The organism is Brevibacillus centrosporus (genome assembly GCF_046622605.1).
In the GTDB taxonomy this organism is placed as follows: Bacteria; Bacillota; Bacilli; order Brevibacillales; family Brevibacillaceae; genus Brevibacillus; species Brevibacillus centrosporus.
This window is the reverse complement of sequence record NZ_CP176856.1, coordinates 981,281-1,000,355: the sequence shown is the minus strand read 5'-3', so window position 1 is coordinate 1,000,355 and position 19,075 is coordinate 981,281. Positions and strand designations below refer to the sequence as shown.

At 51.3% G+C, this 19,075-nt stretch carries 24 protein-coding genes, 1 riboswitch and 1 other annotated feature; of the genes, 7 read left to right on the top strand and 17 right to left on the bottom strand.

Features of this window, described 5'->3' with window-relative positions; genetic code table 11:
- Positions 1-135: 135 nt before the first annotated feature.
- The gene (locus tag ACLIN2_RS05300; protein WP_092267035.1) at positions 136-321 is read right to left on the bottom strand and encodes a hypothetical protein; all 186 of its coding nucleotides are present in this window, start codon (positions 319-321) and stop codon (positions 136-138) included.
- Positions 322-341: 20 nt separating this feature from the next.
- A complete protein-coding gene (locus ACLIN2_RS05295; protein WP_092267036.1) occupies positions 342-572 on the bottom strand; it encodes a YneF family protein in 231 nt (76 codons plus the stop codon).
- 151 nt (positions 573-723) lie between these two features.
- Between ACLIN2_RS05295 and ACLIN2_RS05290 the strand changes: the two genes are divergently transcribed.
- The gene (locus tag ACLIN2_RS05290; RefSeq protein WP_092267037.1) at positions 724-1,539 is read left to right on the top strand and encodes an N-acetylmuramoyl-L-alanine amidase family protein; all 816 of its coding nucleotides are present in this window, start codon (positions 724-726) and stop codon (positions 1,537-1,539) included.
- 17 nt (positions 1,540-1,556) lie between these two features.
- Positions 1,557-1,853, top strand: a complete 297-nt coding sequence (locus ACLIN2_RS05285) for a hypothetical protein (protein WP_411503416.1) — start codon at positions 1,557-1,559, stop codon at positions 1,851-1,853.
- On the opposite strand, the gene ACLIN2_RS05280 is transcribed toward ACLIN2_RS05285, so the two are convergent.
- From ACLIN2_RS05280 to ACLIN2_RS05250, 7 genes are all read right to left on the bottom strand, one after another.
- Positions 1,838-2,659, bottom strand: a complete 822-nt coding sequence (locus ACLIN2_RS05280; protein WP_400588326.1) for a metallophosphoesterase — start codon at positions 2,657-2,659, stop codon at positions 1,838-1,840. The two genes, ACLIN2_RS05285 and ACLIN2_RS05280, sit on opposite strands and share 16 nt — an antisense overlap.
- A 96-nt stretch (positions 2,660-2,755) precedes the next feature.
- The gene (locus tag ACLIN2_RS05275) at positions 2,756-3,385 is read right to left on the bottom strand and encodes a response regulator (protein WP_092267040.1); all 630 of its coding nucleotides are present in this window, start codon (positions 3,383-3,385) and stop codon (positions 2,756-2,758) included.
- Between the two features lie 8 nt (positions 3,386-3,393).
- Positions 3,394-4,542, bottom strand: a complete 1,149-nt coding sequence (locus ACLIN2_RS05270) for a HAMP domain-containing sensor histidine kinase (protein WP_092267041.1) — start codon at positions 4,540-4,542, stop codon at positions 3,394-3,396.
- A 13-nt stretch (positions 4,543-4,555) separates the two neighbouring features.
- Positions 4,556-5,359 (bottom strand): cell wall-active antibiotics response protein LiaF, encoded by an 804-nt coding sequence (gene liaF, locus ACLIN2_RS05265; protein WP_411503415.1) that lies wholly within the window; start codon positions 5,357-5,359, stop codon positions 4,556-4,558.
- Between the two features lie 36 nt (positions 5,360-5,395).
- Positions 5,396-5,953 carry a class I SAM-dependent methyltransferase gene (locus ACLIN2_RS05260; RefSeq protein WP_411503414.1) on the bottom strand — a complete coding sequence of 186 codons (558 nt, stop codon included), beginning with the start codon at positions 5,951-5,953 and terminating at the stop codon, positions 5,396-5,398.
- 91 nt (positions 5,954-6,044) lie between these two features.
- Positions 6,045-6,740: a PspA/IM30 family protein gene (locus tag ACLIN2_RS05255; protein WP_411503413.1), complete on the bottom strand. Its 696-nt coding sequence runs from the start codon at positions 6,738-6,740 to the stop codon at positions 6,045-6,047.
- Between the two features lie 57 nt (positions 6,741-6,797).
- The gene (locus ACLIN2_RS05250) at positions 6,798-7,196 is read right to left on the bottom strand and encodes a LiaF transmembrane domain-containing protein (RefSeq protein ID WP_411503412.1); all 399 of its coding nucleotides are present in this window, start codon (positions 7,194-7,196) and stop codon (positions 6,798-6,800) included.
- A 295-nt stretch (positions 7,197-7,491) separates the two neighbouring features.
- Positions 7,492-7,633, top strand: a riboswitch (cyclic di-AMP (ydaO/yuaA leader).
- Positions 7,634-7,637: 4 nt separating this feature from the next.
- On the opposite strand from ACLIN2_RS05250, the gene ACLIN2_RS05245 reads away from it, so the two are divergent.
- The 3 genes from ACLIN2_RS05245 (at position 7,638) to ACLIN2_RS05235 (ending at position 10,498) form a co-directional block, all read left to right on the top strand.
- Positions 7,638-8,168, top strand: a complete 531-nt coding sequence (locus tag ACLIN2_RS05245; RefSeq protein WP_400588324.1) for a C40 family peptidase — start codon at positions 7,638-7,640, stop codon at positions 8,166-8,168.
- Between the two features lie 227 nt (positions 8,169-8,395).
- Entirely contained in the window at positions 8,396-9,118 is a 723-nt protein-coding gene (locus ACLIN2_RS05240) for a response regulator transcription factor (protein WP_411503411.1), read from the top strand.
- Positions 9,119-10,498 carry a sensor histidine kinase gene (locus tag ACLIN2_RS05235; RefSeq protein WP_092267046.1) on the top strand — a complete coding sequence of 460 codons (1,380 nt, stop codon included), beginning with the start codon at positions 9,119-9,121 and terminating at the stop codon, positions 10,496-10,498.
- A gap of 166 nt (positions 10,499-10,664) precedes the next feature.
- Here the strand turns inward: ACLIN2_RS05235 and ACLIN2_RS05230 are convergent, their stop codons facing one another.
- The 3 genes from ACLIN2_RS05230 to ACLIN2_RS05220 form a co-directional block, all read right to left on the bottom strand.
- Positions 10,665-12,005 carry a cytochrome P450 gene (locus ACLIN2_RS05230; protein ID WP_411503410.1) on the bottom strand — a complete coding sequence of 447 codons (1,341 nt, stop codon included), beginning with the start codon at positions 12,003-12,005 and terminating at the stop codon, positions 10,665-10,667.
- Between the two features lie 113 nt (positions 12,006-12,118).
- A complete protein-coding gene (locus tag ACLIN2_RS05225) occupies positions 12,119-12,682 on the bottom strand; it encodes a biotin transporter BioY (RefSeq protein WP_092267048.1) in 564 nt (187 codons plus the stop codon).
- Positions 12,683-12,774: 92 nt separating this feature from the next.
- A complete protein-coding gene (locus tag ACLIN2_RS05220) occupies positions 12,775-13,341 on the bottom strand; it encodes a hypothetical protein (RefSeq protein ID WP_092267049.1) in 567 nt (188 codons plus the stop codon).
- Positions 13,342-13,473: 132 nt separating this feature from the next.
- Here ACLIN2_RS05220 and ACLIN2_RS05215 point away from each other — a divergent pair, with 132 nt between their 5' ends.
- Complete coding sequence (locus tag ACLIN2_RS05215; protein ID WP_411503409.1) at positions 13,474-13,785, top strand: hypothetical protein; 312 nt, start codon at positions 13,474-13,476, stop codon at positions 13,783-13,785.
- An 85-nt stretch (positions 13,786-13,870) separates the two neighbouring features.
- Here ACLIN2_RS05215 and ACLIN2_RS05210 read toward each other — a convergent pair whose 3' ends face one another.
- From ACLIN2_RS05210 to ACLIN2_RS05190, 5 genes are all read right to left on the bottom strand, one after another.
- The gene (locus ACLIN2_RS05210) at positions 13,871-14,395 is read right to left on the bottom strand and encodes an ankyrin repeat domain-containing protein (protein WP_411503408.1); all 525 of its coding nucleotides are present in this window, start codon (positions 14,393-14,395) and stop codon (positions 13,871-13,873) included.
- 370 nt (positions 14,396-14,765) lie between these two features.
- Positions 14,766-14,900 carry a hypothetical protein gene (locus ACLIN2_RS05205; protein WP_411503407.1) on the bottom strand — a complete coding sequence of 45 codons (135 nt, stop codon included), beginning with the start codon at positions 14,898-14,900 and terminating at the stop codon, positions 14,766-14,768.
- 142 nt (positions 14,901-15,042) lie between these two features.
- Positions 15,043-15,204: a protein YhfH gene (gene yhfH, locus ACLIN2_RS05200; RefSeq protein ID WP_411503406.1), complete on the bottom strand. Its 162-nt coding sequence runs from the start codon at positions 15,202-15,204 to the stop codon at positions 15,043-15,045.
- 183 nt (positions 15,205-15,387) lie between these two features.
- A complete protein-coding gene (gene ilvA, locus ACLIN2_RS05195; RefSeq protein ID WP_092267475.1) occupies positions 15,388-16,635 on the bottom strand; it encodes a threonine ammonia-lyase IlvA in 1,248 nt (415 codons plus the stop codon).
- A 117-nt stretch (positions 16,636-16,752) separates the two neighbouring features.
- Positions 16,753-17,015: a binding site (T-box leader), on the bottom strand.
- A 159-nt stretch (positions 17,016-17,174) separates the two neighbouring features.
- Positions 17,175-17,516: a hypothetical protein gene (locus tag ACLIN2_RS05190; RefSeq protein WP_092267054.1), complete on the bottom strand. Its 342-nt coding sequence runs from the start codon at positions 17,514-17,516 to the stop codon at positions 17,175-17,177.
- Positions 17,517-17,678: 162 nt separating this feature from the next.
- On the opposite strand from ACLIN2_RS05190, the gene rlmD reads away from it, so the two are divergent.
- Positions 17,679-19,061: a 23S rRNA (uracil(1939)-C(5))-methyltransferase RlmD gene (gene rlmD / locus ACLIN2_RS05185; protein WP_411503405.1), complete on the top strand. Its 1,383-nt coding sequence runs from the start codon at positions 17,679-17,681 to the stop codon at positions 19,059-19,061.
- The last annotated feature ends 14 nt before the right edge of the window (positions 19,062-19,075 follow it).

Sequence of the window (19,075 nt, the reverse complement as noted above, 5' to 3'; positions counted from 1 at the left end):
GTTTCGCCAAGCTCTTAAACAAGCCTGGCGTTTCGCCAAGCTCTCGAAAAAAGCCTGGCGTTTCGCCAAGCTCTCGAAAAAAGCCTGGCGTTTCGCCAAGCTCTCGAAAAAAGCCTGGCGTTTCGCCAAGCTCCCCTACTCTTCTTTCCCTTTTCTCTGTTTCATTCGCAAGATGATGCCGTCAATCAGCAGGCCGATGCCCGCTCCGTAAAAAGGTGCTGCAAACCGGGTCCCTTCACCCAAAGGCAGCTCTTTCAAATACACGACGAAAACGCCAAGAATAAAACCAATCATCGTGTAGCGCAGACGGGTCGGACCCATAGCGACACCCCTCCGCTTGTTTATTTCCCGAATTTATTTGGCATTTTCATATTTTTCATGGTGCGGCTCATTTGTTTCAGCTGTTTTTGGTTCAAATTCATACCCATCGAACGAGCCATGGCTTGCAGCTGTTTTTCGTCCATTTGCATGTTCTGCATCTGCTTTTTCAAATAATAAGTCCCGCCGGCAAAACCGCCTACCAGGCCGAGCAAAAGTGTAACGATCGGGATTACCCAGTTGTACCAAGCCATCAATACATTACCATCCTCTTTGCGTAATTACGAACCCTTTTATTGTACCATAGTTAGGCCATATGTACATTGTCACTAGGAAAAATGATGAGACTGCCCTCAACATGTTTGCTTTTCCAAGCATATGCTGATTGCATGAGGTGATGAAAACATGGCTCCTATCGTCATTCTGGATGCTGGACACGGCGGCGTGGACCCTGGCGGTGGAAACAGTGCGCAGTTTACGGAAAAACAAATGACCCTAAACATTACCCTCTATCAATACCGCCGATTTCAAGAAATGCAAATCCCCGTTGCCGTGACGAGATCATCCGATGTGACCTTGCCAAGCGAAGATCGTGCGGCGCTAGTCCGAGGCAGCGGAGCTCGTTACTGCATTTCCAACCATATCAATGCAGGTGGTGGACGCGGCTCCGAGGTCATCTACTCCATTTACGGAACTGCTGCCTTTCCACGGCTCATCGCAGAAGAGCTGGAGGCAGAAGGAGTTCCAAACCGGCGTATCTTCACCCGGACACTCCCCAACAACCCGCGTCAGGACTACTATTACATGAACCGCGAGACGGGAAGCGTGGAGACAGTCATCGTCGAATACGGCTTCGCTGATAACCCTTTGGATGCGGATAAACTCAGCAAGGACTGGCAAAGTCTCGCGGAGGCCGTCGTTCGCGCCTTTTGTGAGTACGCCAATCTGACGTACCAGCCGCCAAAGACGGCTCCTACTCCTACCACTACCCCGCCCGCTAGCGGCGGAGGCAGCGGAACGCAAAACCCGGGAGGCGGAAACGGCAACCCGAATAATGGAGGTGGCAGCGACGTGCCCGACTGGAAACAGGAAGCCATCGACTGGATGTTTGATGAGGGACTCTTGACCAATGAGGACTGGCGACATCAGGCTGACAATCCGCTCCCCCTTTGGGCAGAGGCCGTCATTCTGAGACGCTTGTACGAAAAACTGAAATCTTAACAGGGAGTTGGGGCAGCATGGGTTTTGATCTGGGCTTGATTATCGCATTTGCCCTGGCGGCCACCGCTACCCTAGCCGATGTCTTTCGCATTCCGAAAAAGCTGCGAAGCTGGGTAGCAGTGGTCTTGATTATCGGGATCTACATGGTGAATCAGTGGCTGTACGCCCCTGACTTTGACTGGAAGACAGCTCTGATGGAAGGGGTCACTGCCGGGCTCGCAACTGTAGGAATCCACTCCACTTCGAAAAACACCATCGAGCAGTGGACAGCCTCCAAGAACAAGAAGAACAAAGACTCTCAGTCTGCGGTATAACGCGTCAGCGGCGTATCTGACAGACCCGAATAATTTTCCTTTGCCGGTACACTCACAAGCTCGTCCTCAGGATAGCGATAGGCGGTCAGCTTTCCGCCAAATACGCAGCCCTGGTCGATATTGAGTGTACCGTTTTGGCGTTCCGGTTCCGGACGAGGGTCATGCCCCCAGACAATCAAAGGCTCGTACCCTCTTCTTTCTTTGGCCCACTCCCTGCGGATGGGACGCCCGTCTGGTCCGGTACCCGCGACGTCGCCATATCGACAGAACGTGTGCACAGCAGGCGATTCTAGGCCGATGTAATCGTCCTTGATCCCCGCATGGACGGCGACAGCGACAAGCTTGTCGTTTTTTTTGACCATCATGTGGGAAGGAGACGAAAAGAGCAGTCTGCGGCTCTGCTCTCGCAGCAGGGAAGCTTTTTTGGGCCCGAACTCCTGCTGGTATACCCGAAACTCTTCTTCCACCTTCTCGTCACCATGTGCCAAGGTGACCGGTCTGTCGTCCAGCCAGCGGGCAACCTTCCAGCCGTGGTTGCTATCCACCATCTCCGCTACGCCAGCAGCAATATGTTGAATAAAGAACTGTAGCATCTTGATAGAATGTGGGCCTCTACTCGTGATATCGCCGAGGGAAAGGAGCTTTCTGCCCTGGGGATGGCGAAACGTACCTTCTTGGCTTCGCTCATAACCCAAACGCTTCAGCAATTCCATAAATTCGTCGTAACAACCGTGTACATCTCCCACAAAATCTACACCGTTGTCAGCCGAAAGCACCTTGGAGCGTGTCTGAGGTTTGTGCCTCATAGCCCGTCCCCTCCTTTCCAAATCTATTACTTACTATCTTTACCACATAAACAAAAAAAACTCACCCTCTCTTGCAGGGTGAGCTGTTTTCTCTTGTCAGCCAAGGTGGTTGGTGTGCACGTAAATCGCTGCCTGAGTACGATCTTCAACGTTTAGCTTGGCTAAAATATTGCTGACGTGTGTTTTAACGGTCTTGATGCCGATAATCAGCTCGTCGGCAATTTCCTGATTGGATTTGCCTTGCCCGATGAGCTTCAGCACCTCCAGCTCACGAGGAGTTAGCTGCTCGTGTGGCTGTGCTTCTTGACCGTGACGGAAACGGGCCATGATCTTTCCTGCCACCCGTGATTCCAATACTGGCTCTCCAGCGGCTGCGGATCGGATCGCCCTAGCAATTTCGGCTGCCCGGGAGGTTTTCAGCAAGTAGCTGAAGGCTCCGGCTTCAATCACAGGATACACCTTTTCATCATCGATAAAGCTCGTCAGCACGATGACCTTGCTCCCCGGACAAGCCTCTCGAATCCGTCTGGTCGCTTCTACACCGCCGATGCCTTCCATGACCAGATCCATCAGGACGACATCCGGGCGAAGCTCCACCGTCAGGCGCACCCCTTCTTCGCCGTTGCCCGCCTCTGCTACGACTTCGATGTCATCCTCCGTGGACAAATACGCAGCCAATCCCATCCGTACCATCTCGTGATCATCTACCAGTAATACGCGAATCACAGATACATTCACCCTTCCCGTTCCGTCTGTGACATCAGAGGAATCCGCACTTCGATTTGCGTCCCCTTTCCGACCGCGGAGTATATCTCCATCGATCCACCCACTTCTGTTACCCGCTCCTGCATGCTGCGCAAGCCGTACGAGGTCAGCTTCTCCCCTTCCGGATCAAAGCCAACACCGTCATCCGTCACACGCAGTCTCACCTGATCCTGCAACGTAAACAGCTTTACGGCGATCTGGCTGGCTTTGGCATGGCGAAGCGTATTCGAGAGAGATTCCTGCAAAATGCGGAACAAATGGTCCTCGATGCCGCTTGGCAATCCCGCGACCGCTTCGATTTCCCAGGTAATCTCCATGCTATTTTTACGTGTCAGCTCATCCAACAGTTCCAGAATGGCTTCCTTTAGCGTCTTGTTCTGCAGGGTTGCCGGGCGCAGATGCAAAAGAAGGGCACGCATCTCCGCCTGGGCTGCTGCCGCCATTTCCTCTACGAGCTCGATCTGCTGCGCCGCACGCTGCGGATTCTTTTCGATCAGCCGTTTCAGTGCGGCTGTCGTCATGGCGATCGCAAACAGCTGCTGACTGACAGCATCATGCAGCTCACGCGCCAACCGCTGCCGCTCTTCCGTCACGGCAGCCTGCTTGAGCTGGTCTGCCAGTGCCGCATTGTGATTGGACAAACGCTGCAGGGATGCCACCTGCTCTTCCCATTGGGACGCCAGCCGGTTCAGCTGCCAGCCCAGCTCGCCGATCTCATCGACACCAAGCTCCGGAACACGGTAGGATAGCATCCCCCGTCCCAGCTTCATGGCTGCTTCCCACAGAACGCTCACCCGCTTTTTTAGCAGATTCCCGTATATATAGGAGCAGATCAGCCCCACCAATGCACCGGCAGGCAGGGAAACCACGACCGCCATCAGCTGCGCGACCCAATCCGGCTCTGGCGGAAGCTCTATTCCCAAATACTCAACCGTCCACAGATGCACCCGAGGATCCTGTATCAGCTCCGAGTACCAACGGACCAGCTGCGGATCGTCTTTCCAAACGAGATGAAGCGCAAAAAAACAAACAAACGCCACGGTGACCGTAGCTATGGACAATCCCATGCCGTAGCGGACACTTTGCCATTGAATACTCGCTAATCGCTGTCGACGCATTCGCCAGTACCTCCTAGATGTACTTGACTTTGATATCGCCGACAAGCAGCGAGATATGCAAGCTCACTTTATTTACCGCCCGATCGTAATGATCCGAGCGAATCATGATACTGCGATTGATGCCTCCCTGACGGTTACTGAAAACCTCCAGATCGCCGACAGACAGCTCAGCCGATACGGATACCGGCAGATCGACAGGCACGTAGATCGTCACGTCGCCTATCCATCCCTCGATGTTCAGCTGCGCTTCTTCCGTCATCAGCATCGCGCGCGACAAATCAATCACCACATCGCCAATCCCATGCCAAACATGCAAATGACTCAGCTCAAAACGGCCGGAAGTCAGATGAAAGTCCCCGATCAGCGAACTGCGGGAATCTTTTGGTAACGAGCGAGTATGGCTTCGCACCTCGATTGGCTCGGGCTTCGCCACGCTTGGTTCCTCGGGCATTACCGCTCCAGCTGCGTGCTCCTTTTTCGAGAACCACTTGACAACTGGATCCGATTCCCGCGTTTTGCCGCGAATCAGTCGATATCCAAAGTAAACAAACAAGGCGGGGATGACCAACCCAAACAAGTCATCGATCCCGATGCCAAACCACATTTCCAATGCTATGATCACGCCAAGGCAAAATAGGATGCCGCCGCCGACTCGTTTATGCTGCCCCCATAGGCGAAAACCAAAATAGACCAGCACCATCGGCCACAAATCAAACAACCCGAACGAAATAATATGCAAACTGTCTAAAAAGAGACCAATCCCCGTCAAGATGATCAGGACACCAGCCAACATTTTGTGCACGCGGGACAGCTTCACGAAAGTCTCCTCTCTTACGCCCCATGCCGATTATCTTCACTTCTGTCCATTACGACATGTATAAATGAATGCAGGTGGAATGTTCAGCAGAGTAAAATCGGTTTCGACCCAGCTAAATCGCTCCTGCAGCTCAGCTTGGAGTTGTAGCGAATATTGGAATGTAATGAATAGCCCCCCTGGAGCCAGTACGGACTGGACTTGTTCCAGGATTGCTTCCCGTAGTTCTTTCGGAAAATTGGCAAAGGGCAGCCCTGAAATGATGACATCCGCCTGGCCAAGCTTCAATTCCTCCAAGTAGTGAGACAGCATGGTCGCTTCTTCCCGAATCATAACATCGGGAAACCGGGACTGCAGCATGGTCCGAAATTGGGCATCGCGCTCCACAAGCACGTACTTAGCATCTGGACAAATGTTTTGATAGATCCTTTGGGTAAATGCACCCGTCCCCGGTCCAAGTTCCATGATGACATTCGCCTTGTCCCAATTGACACGGCTTAACATTCGCTCACATAAAAACCGAGAGCTGGGGGTAATACTACCGACGCGTCCAGGCTCAGCGATAAATCGTCGTAAAAAGACCAAAAAATCTGCCAAGAATAGAACCTCCTAGGGGAAAAGCAGCCTGGTTGACAGGCTGCCTAATTGCCACAATCTATTCTACATCTGGCGCCCCTGTTCCTGTAAGTCAGGCCTTTGTTTCGGGTGCAGCCGATGTTTTGTTTTCTTTCAAGGATGCTTTGATATTAGCCAGCTCTGCATCCAAATCGTCTTTTTCCAGTTCAGACAGAGCGTTGCTCAAGCCCATGCTCGTTTGACGCCATTGTCCGCTCATTTGCGCTTCCGCTTCCATCCGCATCACTTTTTCTTCCATGCGGGCAAATCCTCGGCCAGCTGTCTGATTCCCGATACCGACGACAGCAGAATTGACCTGCTTTTGTGTGCGAGCTACTTGGGCACGAGCCATCAACGTAAACTTTTTCGCTCGCATCTTGTAAAATTCCTCTTTAAGCTCCGCCAGTTTTTCACGCATCTGGCCTGCTGCTTCCGCTGCGGACAAGTAGAGAGTCTCATATTCCTGAGCACGGCCCTCGTACTGCTTCTTGTCAGCCAGAGCGCGGCGTGCCAGCTCGTCTTCCCCTTCTGTCAGCGCGAGCTTCACTTGGCGATCGCGTTTTTCAACTAGGGCTACAGCTTCCTCCCATTGCTGACGGAACTTTTTCTCCAAAGCTACCTGACGGGCAACCGCCACCTCAACCTGTCCAATTTCCACTTCCATGTCACGCATGTACTGGTTGAGCATAACTACCGGATCTTCCATGGAATCCAAAGCATCATTCACCGAAGCTACTGTCAGGTCACGCAAGCGTCTAAAAATACTCATTTGTTATTTCCTCCTCATCATATCACATCGTTTGGTTTCATCCAAAAACAAGTGGCTCTACTTTTTCGTCATGCCCGATTCCCAATGATCCAGGGCGTCTTCCTTTAAAACTCGTTGTGCCCACTGTCTTTCCCACTCGGCTGGTGCCTCCTTGGGAGAATCTTTATGGCGGAGCAGACTGTATCCGAGATAGATCAACCCAATCGCCAATATGCCGTGAAACAGCAGGTGCAGCTTCCCAATCAGCATCAGAAGACCAAAGGTGAAAATCAGCACTCCCCAGAAGCGGGAGCCTCCATGGCCCAGTACTTTGCGAGCTCCGTAAACCATGATCAAACCGGGAATGACCCATCCTAGAACATCACCAAAATCAATCCCTATCTGATCAAGAAGAACCAGCCCACCGATCAGGAGCAGAACCAGCCCGAGTAAGAACTTGCCAGACCGTTCGCTCATTCCATCCTTCCCTCCAATCACCTTCATTGGTGCAGGTGTTAACCTTATGGCCTTATTGTATCCTCCAGCATAGGCGCCCCATAACGGGCGGACGGTTGGTTTTTGTCTCCGTCCTTGGACGGATGCTCCTTCCTGCCCTAATCGGACATGCCTTTTCCCGCATCTTTCTCTTGCAATTTCGAGCGTTTTCGTTACAGGATCAGACAAAATATTGTGACGAAATTGTGAATAAGTGGTGCAAAAAAAGGAAAACACGGACTTGCAGCGAATCCCTTTAGGAGTGCGTGTAAAAAAACATCGAAAATAGCCGAGTTCCGCTAGGCGGAAACGGGGGAACCATGTATTTCTGGGGTGAATGGTTGCGCTTTTTGGCAGCCTAGGGAGTCCTTTCGACCGAATCCTTCAGCTAACCTCGTAGGCTCTAGAAGGGAGCAGTTTCTTTTGCGCAAGTTGCTAGTATCTTTGTTTATCGTCGGATTGCTTGCAATGGGAACCGGCGCTGCACAAGCTGCGGAGGCGAATTCTCCTCTGACAGATGTCGTCAGCGATCTGTACGGTGTCCCTTACAAATCTGCCGGCACCACGAAAAAGGGCTTTGACTGCTCCGGATTTACGCGCTACGTATTTGATGCGTTAGGTGTAGACCTGCCACACAATTCTGCTGCTCAGTTCAAAGTGGGAACTCCAGTCGATAAAGGCGATTTACAGCCTGGTGATCTGGTCTTCTTCCAAACCAACGGTCGCAGCATCTCGCATGTGGGCATCTACATCGGAAACGGCACATTCGTGCATTCGGAAACTGGTCGCGGTGTCGTGAACACGAAGCTGAGCGACCCCTACTATTGGAGCAAGCGTTACGTTGGCGCAAAGCGTCTGAACGTACCCGCTCTGGTAGCAAAGGCTGAAACTCCGAAAAAGGAAAACGCGGTGCAAGCTGCATCGTTGCCGGAAAATCAAGCAAAAAAACAGTAGTTCGGCAAAAAAATGTAAAGCCAGGGACTTCGCGTCTCTGGCTTTTTCTGACGAAATTTAGGACCTGGTGTCAGGATGTGACCTCACTTATTCGCATTTCCTATTGACTTTGGAGGTTCACTTGCCCTTACCTACTGTTTGCATGGTATGATAGGCATTAGTAATTAAATTATTTTGATTGCCTATGCGCGAACACTTATATAATGAAGTAACTGGGGGTAGATCCGGTGAAAGATCATATTTTGATTGTAGATGACAATCTGGAAATCATCGAATTGCTAGAGGATATATTGGAGAATGAAGGATTCGAGGTGTCCACCGCTGAGAGTGGCGAGGATGCGCTCGATTTGTTGAAAAATGGCGAAAAGAAGCCGAGTCTGATTTTGCTCGACATCATGATGCCAAACATGAGCGGCTACGAGCTTTGCTCCCAAATTCGCCGGGAATGGGATCTCCCTATTCTCTTTTTAAGTGCGAAAGGGAAGGCTGTCGACAAGGTCGTCGGTTTTGAGATTGGAGCGGACGACTACATCACCAAGCCTTTTGACACCGAAGAGCTGCTGGCTCGCATCCGGGCTCATCTGCGCCGCTATGAACGCATTCGCAAGCATACAGAAGAACAGCCGGAGAAGGAATCCGCCACCTCGCCTATTACCATGTTGAAGTTCAAGGACCTGGAAATTCATAAAGAGACGTACTCCGTCTACGTCAGCAACCAAAAAATCGAGCTGTCCACCAAGGAGTTTCAGCTGCTCACCTTCTTGGCGGAAAACGCCGGGATCGTCTTTACCCGCGAGCAGATCTACGACCGCGTCTGGGGATATGGCTACGGTTCACTCAACACCGTCACAGTGCATATCAAAAACCTGCGTGAAAAACTGGAGATGGACCGCCAGTTCATCAAGACGCAATGGGGGACAGGCTACGTATTTATCGGGGAGAAGCTCTAAATGAGTCTGCGCAACAAACTGTTTCTATCTTTTATAGGCCTGCTGACCCTGAACATTTTGCTGTTCAAGTTTGTCTTCCAGGACATCATCGTTGATCAGCTGAAAAACGACCGCCACTCGCAGTATCAGTACGAGAAGGACACGGCGGAAAAGGTGCGCCTGAATCAGCTGCTGCGCTCCAGCAATTTCAAGGACCCGACAGAACGGCAGGAGCTGGAGAAGCAGCTTCCCGAGGATCTCATGTACCGAATGGTCGTAAAGGATGCGAATGGCAACATCATCTTCAACAAGACCTCGCAGGCATACGACCTGAAAGTACCCGCCCCCTCCCCTGCTCGCCCCTCCCCGAAAAAGGGAGACTTGAAGGTTGTAGCCGAATACCATTTTCAGCAGGAGCCTCCGCTTAAAGGGGAAACAGTCATCTACTTTTACACAGACGACTATGACATTATGGCGACAAAAGGCGTTTCCATGATGCTCTGGTTTATTTACGGAAGCATCCTGCTGGTCGGACTGGTGCTTTTAGCGCTCTTCCTTCGCTGGATATTGCGGCCCGTCAGTGAGCTTTCTCGCGTGACGCAGGAAATACGCGAGGGAAAACGCCTGGTCTCCTTTACGTATCGCTCCCATGATGAGTTTGGGCAGCTGTTCCGCTATTTTGGGGATATGGTGGACGAGCTGCGCTATTCCGAGGAACGCCAATCCGAGCTGATCGCGGCGATTGCCCACGATTTCCGCACTCCTTTGACCACGATCAAAGGATATGCTTCGTATATCGGGACCGGGCGCGTGACCGATCTGGCTCGGATTCAAAAGCAAATGAACAAAATCGAGAGAAAAACGCTGGATCTGGAGCATTTGCTGGACGAGCTGCAGGATTTCACGCAGCAGAGCATCGAGGTACGACTCCATATCAGCCGTATTCACGTCAAAACGTTCATGAAAGGAATCATCGAGGATTATGTGGCGAAGATCCAGGAGGCAGGTCTTTCCTTTCAGTGGAAGCTTCGCGTCTCCAACGAGCTCCACATCGAAGCGGATGAAAACCGCCTGCGCCGCGTCATGGAAAATTTGATCAACAACGCAATTTACTACAACAAGCCAAACGGCTCCGTCCTGATCACCTGTGATCAACGGGAAGGCCATGTCTTGTTTTCCGTGATTGATAAAGGGGAGGGCATCGCTGCAGAGGATTTGCCGAAGGTGTTCACCAAGTTTTATCGGGCGGAAAAATCACGGAATCGCAACAACGGCGGGACCGGACTCGGCTTGACCATCTGCCAGAGCATTGTCCGTCGTCATGGCGGTGAAATCACGGTAAACAGCGAATTGGGGATAGGAAGCAGCTTCTCCTTCACCATCCCCTTCTACACTTCGTAGTTTATTTAGATTTATATCCCGTTAACATATTCTTTATTTTTGTTTGATATAGTACAAGATGTAAGCATGTTGCTTTCAGTGATAAATAACCCCCAGTTCGGTATCTGACACAATGCGGCACATCCGTTCGTGAAAAGATGCCTTTTTTTTGTTTTCAGAACGATATTTACCCTCTTTTTTCCATACGCATCCGCAAACCGTTTTTCGGACGCAAGGTCACGAGAGGTTCAGGCTCCACGATCTGACCAGGCTCAGCCAGCCTCAGCTGATAGCGCTGGGCAAACGTAGCTAAGAGCAAGGTGGCTTCCATCAAAGCAAAGTTGTTCCCGATACATACACGCGGACCACCGCCAAACGGGAAGAAGGCAAATGTCGGGATTTGTTTGAGCAAATCTGTCGCAAACCGCTCCGGGATAAAGGCATCCGGGTTTTCGTAGAAACGCTCATCGCGGTGCATGACATACTGACTCATCATCAGCGTTTCCCCTGGCTGATACGTGTGTCCCCCAATCTCCACTTCCTCGACTACTTCCCGGTTGATCGTCCACGCAGCCGGATACAGGCGCAGCGACTCGTACACGACAAGATTGGTATACTTAAGCTCCGGAAGATCCTCTACAGTGGGCAGTCTCTCTCCCAGGACCGTCGCCAGCTCTTCATGCAGCTTCTTCTCTGCTTCTGGATGACGGGCCAGCAGGTAGAAGATCCACGACATCGTATTGGCGGTCGTCTCATGTCCCGCGACAAAGATCGTCATGACCTCGTCGCGCACCTGCTCATCGGTCATTCCGGTTCCATCCTCTTCATCACGTGCTGCGAGCAGCATCCCCAAGAGATCCTTCCCTGGCTCATCATTATTGCGCCTTGCCTCAATCAACGAAAAAATCGTTTTATCCAGCAGCTCATTCGACTCCAAAAACTCGCGGTTGCTCCGCGTCGGCACAGAGAGAGGAATATCGATGAAGGAAGAGGCTTTATTCGCGACATAGCGGAGCCCTACATCGATCGCGTGACCGATCTCGGATGCTCCTTCCTTGACGCTTTTTCCAAACATCGTTTCCGTAATGATCGCCAGTGTGACTTTCATCATGTCGTGATGGATATCGCGTACGTCCCCATCCCTCCACTCGGACATGAGATCCACACCTTGCCTGACCATGACGTCCCCGTAAGTCGCGATGCGTTCCCGATGAAAGGCAGGCTGCATCAATCGGCGCTGCCGCAGATGTTTTTTGCCTTCACTGGTGAGAATTCCATCGCCCACTACCGCCTTTGCTACCTGCAGCCCTTTACCCTTCCGAAAATGGGCTTGCTTGGTGACCAGCACTTCCTTGATATGATCCGGATTGGTTAATAAATAGACATTCCGTTTGGGACCAAAGCGAAACAGCACCACATCACCGTGCGACTTTGATGCCGAGCGGATAAATTGGAGAGGATTGCGCCGAAACGAAAGCAGGTTGCCTGTAATGGGAAGCCCTTTTGGTCCAGTAATGGTCTCGTTCATCTTTTCCTCCTCGTGTCATAAAGCATGTCATCGATAGTATCCGGCACAAAAAGGAGTTTATGCGAAAAAAAGCCATCCGCTGAAGGGATGGCTTCGAGAGATGATTCTGTTTGTTAGCGGATCGTCGGCTGTTCCATTCGCAGCAGGCGTGTCGCAATCAAACGCTCTCTGACCTTGATCCCGATGATCGATGCCAGAACAGCTTTGACGACCCCTACCACCACAAACGGGGTAGCTCCAAATGCCACTGCTTTGTCCCAAGGAATGTCCAGGACGAATTTCAATTGGACCGAGCCGCAGATCAGCGTGATTACCATTCCCACGATGTTTGCGATAATGGCATTTTTCAAAGTGAAGCCCACCTTTTCCAAAATAAGACCCGTGGCGTAAACGGTCAGGATAAATCCGAAAATATACCCGCCTGTTTTCCCAAACAAGACTTGCAGACCGCCGCTCGCTTCCGTGAAGACAGGGAGTCCGATCGCCCCGAGCAGGACGTAGATGAATATCGCCAAGGTACCATAGCGGCTACCCAATATCGTCGCGGTCAGACCTACCGCCAAAGTCTGCCCTGTAATCGGGATCAAGGGCAGCGGAATCGTCAATTGAGACAGGACTGCCATAATCGCAGCAAAAATTGCAGATAAAAGAAGCCATCTCAGTCTTTCGTTTCTCATATGTACGAGCCTCCATTTGTTAACCATTTTATAAATAAGGTTAACAAAATAATAATACGCCTCATGAGAAATGTAAATGGCTGTACCAAAATTTATGCTTGTTTATCCAAATAGACTTGGAGCTGCTGCAAAGACTCTATCGTATGATCGATCAAATCGCGAAGATCATCAATATTGCCCTCATCAATTTTCCGATAAAAATCGAGGGTAATCTGGTTGTCTACTCGCTCAGGAGGCCATTCAAATCGACTCTCCTCCATGCGTGCTTTTAATAGATGCGTGATGTACGGGCGATGGCCCCAGATATCGTTGAGCATACTCGTGATCGCTTTCGCCTCTTCCGGAATCTCGCTTTTCACATTCATGGGCAAATGAAAATGGATGCAAATTGTGCAGCCAATCTGGTCAGTCAATGGCTGCTCGAGCTGCTCCGCCGCAATATCGGCAAGTCCAGTACGCAGCTGCATCTGGGCGGTGACTGCCTCCTCTTTCTCTGCTGCTTCCGCCAGCTTGAACTCGATTTGAAACAAGCGATGAAACGTCGCCATATCCATCACATCAGAGCGTCCCGTAATCAAGATCGCTCCTTCAAAATCACGGTCGTATACCGCTCCCTCCAATACAACCCTGATATTGTCAAACACAAGAGGATGAAACATACTTTCCCTCCTTTTTCTCTTTCCTAGAATGCCCGCTTTTCACTCCTTTTGCAAGTGAACAGCTTTCTTTCGTAGCAAAGAGGTTCTACAGAGTGGTAACATGGTGTTGAACCAACCTATGAGGTGACAGCCATGTTTCTTATTGTCATTCTGGTCGTCGTCGCGATCTTCGGAGAAATCATTCACAGGCTAAACCCTTGGAAAAAGCCGGAGCCTGCCTATGAGGACCTAGTAGCCCAGATCAAGCAAGCCGATTGGTACCAGGAGCTGTCACAAGACGCTGCCTGTAAAGAGATTCTGGAAAATGACCCACATGTCCTGGCCTACTACTCCGGTACGTATGAGGCTCAGCGTTTGCTCACCCAGGAGGGCTTCCAGCTCGGTTTGATCGACTACGTCAAAAAACAAGCACAGGCCAAAACCAGCGCTCCCAGCACACGATAGGAGAGCCCTGTACAAAAGCCGCTGTGGATGAGTCCTCAGCGGCTTTTGTATGCAGTAGGCTCGAATTTATTTTGTGTATGACTGCTCAGATCGCTCCGTTTTGTCGCAGGTACGCCGCGACCTTCTCGTTTCCTTTTTCCAAAGCAAGAGTGAGTGCAGTATGCTTCCCTTCGTTATTTGCTGGCTCGTTGATCGCAGCTCCGTACGCAAGCAGCAGGCGGATGATCTCGACATGCTCGTCGTGGAAGGCTGCCGTGTGCAGACAGGTATGGCCATTGCTGTCAAAGATGTCGGTCTTCGCACCTCGCTCGAGCAGCAAGCGGATCACTACCACATCTCCTTCTCCAGCGATGGCAGCATGCAAGGCCGTATTGGACGGGATATACGCGATTTTGGAATGGGACACGGCTTGTACATTGGCTCCGTGATCCACCAATAAGGCAACCGCCTCTTTATGGCCGAAGTGAGCGGCGTACCCCAATATGGTCAGGCCCTCTTCGTTTTCTATATTAGCAAGTGAGCTGTCTGCCTCTAAAAGCTCGCGCAATTTTGCGAGGTTACCCGTCTGTGCTGCCTGGAACAGTTCCTTTATCATTGCAGCTGTTGCCATTTCCATTCCCTCCCTTTTCCTATCCTCTCGCCCATGGTGGGTCCGAATCCATGGAGAAACGTCTCCCAGCGCTTGTCAGTCATCCATGGTCGCCAACCGAAGCTGTGCTCCTGGCAGCGGTAATTGTGTTGTCGTTTGTTCCCCGAATGTTTCAAGGGATAGCGTCCCGTGAGTGCTGGAATAAGCGTAAAATGAGAAAAGTAGCCTTCATCCACCCATGTCTAGGCTGCTGCTGCATACAGATCCTGATACAGCTCTGCGGACTGTCCGCGAATGGCACTTGCCGTTTTTTCCCCGAAAAGAGATAGCCGACGAGCTCCCCATTTTTATCGCGGCTGCCCCAGACGTCCCTTGTTTATTCCATTCGGCCTCAATCGCGATCGGGGCATCCTGCTCCCTCTCGAAGCGGCAGGGCGGCTGTCGCCAAACGGTCTTTTTGAAGGCGCGAAGCCAGCAGTTTCGCTGCATCCTCCACCATGTCCGCAGTAAAAGGCAAGATATGCATATGACGCCTCCCTCCACCGATTTCCTGCCTATACTCATTCTGGAAATTCCCTGCTATTCCTTCTGTTCTCATTTCAGGCAAACAAAAGAGGCGTACCCTGGCTTTTCACCATGTGGTACACCTCACATATCGACTACTCGCATTATTTCTTTTGGTGATAGTACTTGTAAGCGTCGTAGCTCATTTTCTCCTGGCAAGAGGAGCATTCGTTTGCGTAGGATTCTGCCTGCTCGTGAATGGTTTCACCGCAAGCAGCACAGCATTTTGCCTCCAGGTTGCGGAAAAAAGAAGTGATTGGCGTCATCGATAAAACCCCCTGTTGTGTTGTTATCTGTATTGTATTACAACAGAGTCTGTTTTATAAAAGCTTGTTATAATACATTACGCCGTATTATCTTTTTCTCGCTCCTGTTTTCTGCTGTTTGCTCTTATTTTCGCTGTATTCATACATTTTTGCATTTTCTCAAACTGTTGTAACACAACCACCTTAAATCAACAGATGAAACAGATATGGATCGTTGGTGATTTCCACGTAGCTGATGCCGTGCAGCTTCATGCGTGCCACGAGTGGCTCGTAGTCTTCCTTGCACTTCAGCTCAATTCCCACCAGAGCCGGTCCGTTTTCCTTGTTGTTCTTTTTGGTGTACTCAAAGCGGGTAATGTCGTCGTGTGGTCCAAGCACCTTTTCCATGAACTCGCGCAGTGCCCCAGCCCGCTGTGCGAAGTTGAGTACAAAGTAGTGCTTCAAGCCTTCATGCAGCAAGGAGCGCTCCTTGATTTCCTGCATCCGGTCAATGTCGTTGTTTCCTCCGCTAATGACGCATACCACATTTTTCCCGGCTATCTGATCCCGGTACAAATCGAGAGCTGCGATGGACAAAGCTCCAGCAGGCTCGACCACAATCGCACTGCTGTTGTACAGCTCCAGGATCGTCGTGCACACTTTTCCTTCCGGCACGAGCACGATGTCATCCAATACACTTTGGCAAATCGACATGGTGAGCTGTCCTACCTGTTTCACTGCTGCTCCATCCACGAACTTGTCGATCTCATCCAGCGTGACGACGTCCCCTTTGTCCAGAGCGGCTTTCATGGACGGCGCTCCTGCTGGCTCTACCCCGATGATCCTCGTAGAAGGGCTGACTCCTTTTACGTAGCTGCCGATCCCTGCTACTAAACCGCCCCCGCCAATCCCCGCGATGACGAAATCCGCTGGTTCTTCCATGTCGTTCAAGATTTCCAGCCCGACCGTTCCCTGTCCAGCCACCACCAGCGGATCGTCGAACGGATGTACGAAGGTACGCTCCTCCTGCAAGCAGTACTTCATCGCCTCCGCAAATGAATCGTCAAATGTATCTCCGACCAGTACCACTTCCACGTACTCGCCGCCGAAGAGCTTGACTTGCGATACTTTTTGGCGCGGTGTCGTCGTCGGCATGAAGATCGTTCCTTGGATTTTCAGGTCCTGGCACGAGTAAGCCACCCCTTGGGCATGGTTCCCGGCACTGGCGCAAACGACTCCCCTCTCCCGCGACTCTTCCGACAGGCTGCGGATGAAATGGTACGCGCCCCGAATTTTGAAGGACCTGACCACCTGCAAATCTTCCCGTTTCAAATAGACATTGCAGCCATAGCGTTCGGAAAGCTGCTTGCTCTTTTGCAAGGGCGTTTTTTCTACCACGTCTTTTAACGCATGATTGGCTACTACTACATCTTCCACTCTGACTGTCTGCATTGTTTTTGGCATATCGATAAAACTCCTCTCTGACCGTTCATTGGTATCTATCCTGTAGGAAAGGATTGGAAACGAAAAAAGCCCCCGCCCTGCCAGCAGCGTTATTCACGCATGGCTGGCTGAGGCGAGAGCATCGCGGTACCACTCAGCAATTCTGCTTTCCTCACGAAAAACAGACTTAAGGAAGTTCAATCGAGGAACTCCCGTCCGGTAACGTGGACGAATCCGTTGTTCTTTACTAAAAAAGGGACAAACCTCTTTTTCGAGAACACCGCTCCAAGGTGATTTTCGAATGCATGCTGGCGACCATCCTTTCAGCACGGGGGACGGCTCTCTGAACGCTGCTCACTGCTCCTACTCTTCCTTATCAACGCAATCGTACAAACTAATTCAAATTTTTTCACATTATAAATGTTAAAAGGAACGATTGTCAAAGAGATTGTACTGAGCGCACAGTCAGGAAAAGCCGCTTTCTGTGTACGAAAAAAGGATGCAGCTGCCTAAGACAGCTACATCCTCTTGACCTTTTCTTGCAACTCTTACACGGCTTCGTAGATCGCTTCGTAACGCTTGCCGATCTCTTCGTCGTTCAAGCCAGCTTCACGCAGACGGCCGATCAGCGCGTTTGCCCAAATCTCAGTGCGCTGTGCCATTTTCGCGTATTTTTTCGCTTCCTTCGTTTTGCGCTTTGCACGATCTTCCCCGTTGGACTTGAGATTATCGAGGACGAACAGCATGTGCATCGTGTCGTCTTCGTTCAAGTCTTGCCAGCTGTCGTTTAGGAACGCAACCACTTTTTTATAGTATCCGTCAAACTCGTCAAAGGAAATCTCGGTATCCATATTGAGATATTCTTTCATTTTTTCAAATAGCTCTTGCATCTAGCGCCACAACTCCCTCATGAATTCTCCGCATTATTATAACAAAAACATGCCTTGGGAGGAAGTTGCCATTATCTGTGAGGAATGCCTCCCCCATGCATACTCGATCAATATACTCTATAATAAGGGAACAATCCAATGATTGAGGAGAACCGGTAACTAATGAAACCGTATCAAAAGGAACAAGATGCCAGTATCCGCGTCGGCCAGCAGATGACCCTCACCATCAAAAGTCTGGGCATCAACGGCGAAGGGATCGGCTATTTCAAACGAAAAATCGTGTTTGTCGATAAAGCATTGCCAGGGGAAGTCGTACATGCGGAAGTGACAGAGGTCAAAGAAAAATATGCGCTCGCTCGCCTGCTGCGGGTCGTGGAGAAATCCAAGTCGCGGACCGTCCCACCCTGTCCCGTCTACGAAGAATGCGGCGGCTGCAGTCTGCAGCACATGGACTATCAGGCGCAGCTCGCAAGCAAGAAAGAGATCGTCATCGAATCACTGCGCAAATACGCGCGGTTGGACAATCCCCCCGTCTCTGACACCATCGGCATGGACAATCCGTGGGGCTATCGAAACAAAGCGCAGTTTCAGGTGGGCAAGCAGGACGGAAAGCTCATCGCAGGACTGTATCAGACAGGCAGCCATAACCTCGTGAATCTGGAGGGCTGTCAGGTGCAGCACGATGCGACTAGCCAGATCGTACAGGCAGCTAAGCAAATTCTCGAGGAGCTCGGCATTGCGGTCTACGATGAACGGAAGCGGACAGGCGTCATCCGCACCATCGTGGCACGTGTCGCATTTGGAACAGGTGAGACGCAGCTGACGCTGGTCACTGCCACGCCAGACATTCCTCGCGTCAAGGAACTGATTCTGGAGCTGCGCACTCGCCTTCCCCAGCTTGTCGGTATCACGCAAAATGTAAACGCCCAGAAGACCTCACTCGTCTTCGGGGACAAAACCATCTCGCTCTGGGGCAAGCCAACGATCGCGGAAAAACTGGGGGACCTGTCTTTCGCTTTGTCTGCGCGCGCCTTTTTCCAGCTCAATCCCGAGCAGACGAAAAAGCTGTACGATCAGGTAAAGGATGCGGCGCGTCTCACTGGAAAAGAGCTCGTGCTGGATTTGTACTGTGGAACCGGAACCATCGGACTGTGGCTGGCGCCATATGCGCGCGAGGTTCGCGGGATCGAGCTGATTCCCGAAGCCGTGGACGATGCCAAGCGTAATGCGGAGCACAACCAGATCGACAACGCCAGCTTCCACGTAGGCCGCGCCGAGCAGCTGATGCCCAAATGGGCCAAGCAGGGCGTGCGCCCCGATGTCGTCGTGGTCGATCCGCCTCGAACCGGGCTGGACGACGCTCTAATTCACTCCCTTCTGGATGTGACGCCTGCGCGCATCGTGTACGTGTCCTGTAATCCGTCCACGCTGGCGAAGGATATCGCCAAGCTGCAGACGAAGTACAAGCTGGTGAGCGTGCAGCCGGTGGATATGTTTCCGCATACGAGTCATGTGGAGGCTGTAAGTCTGTTGGTGAAAAAATAACAAAGAAAACCCTT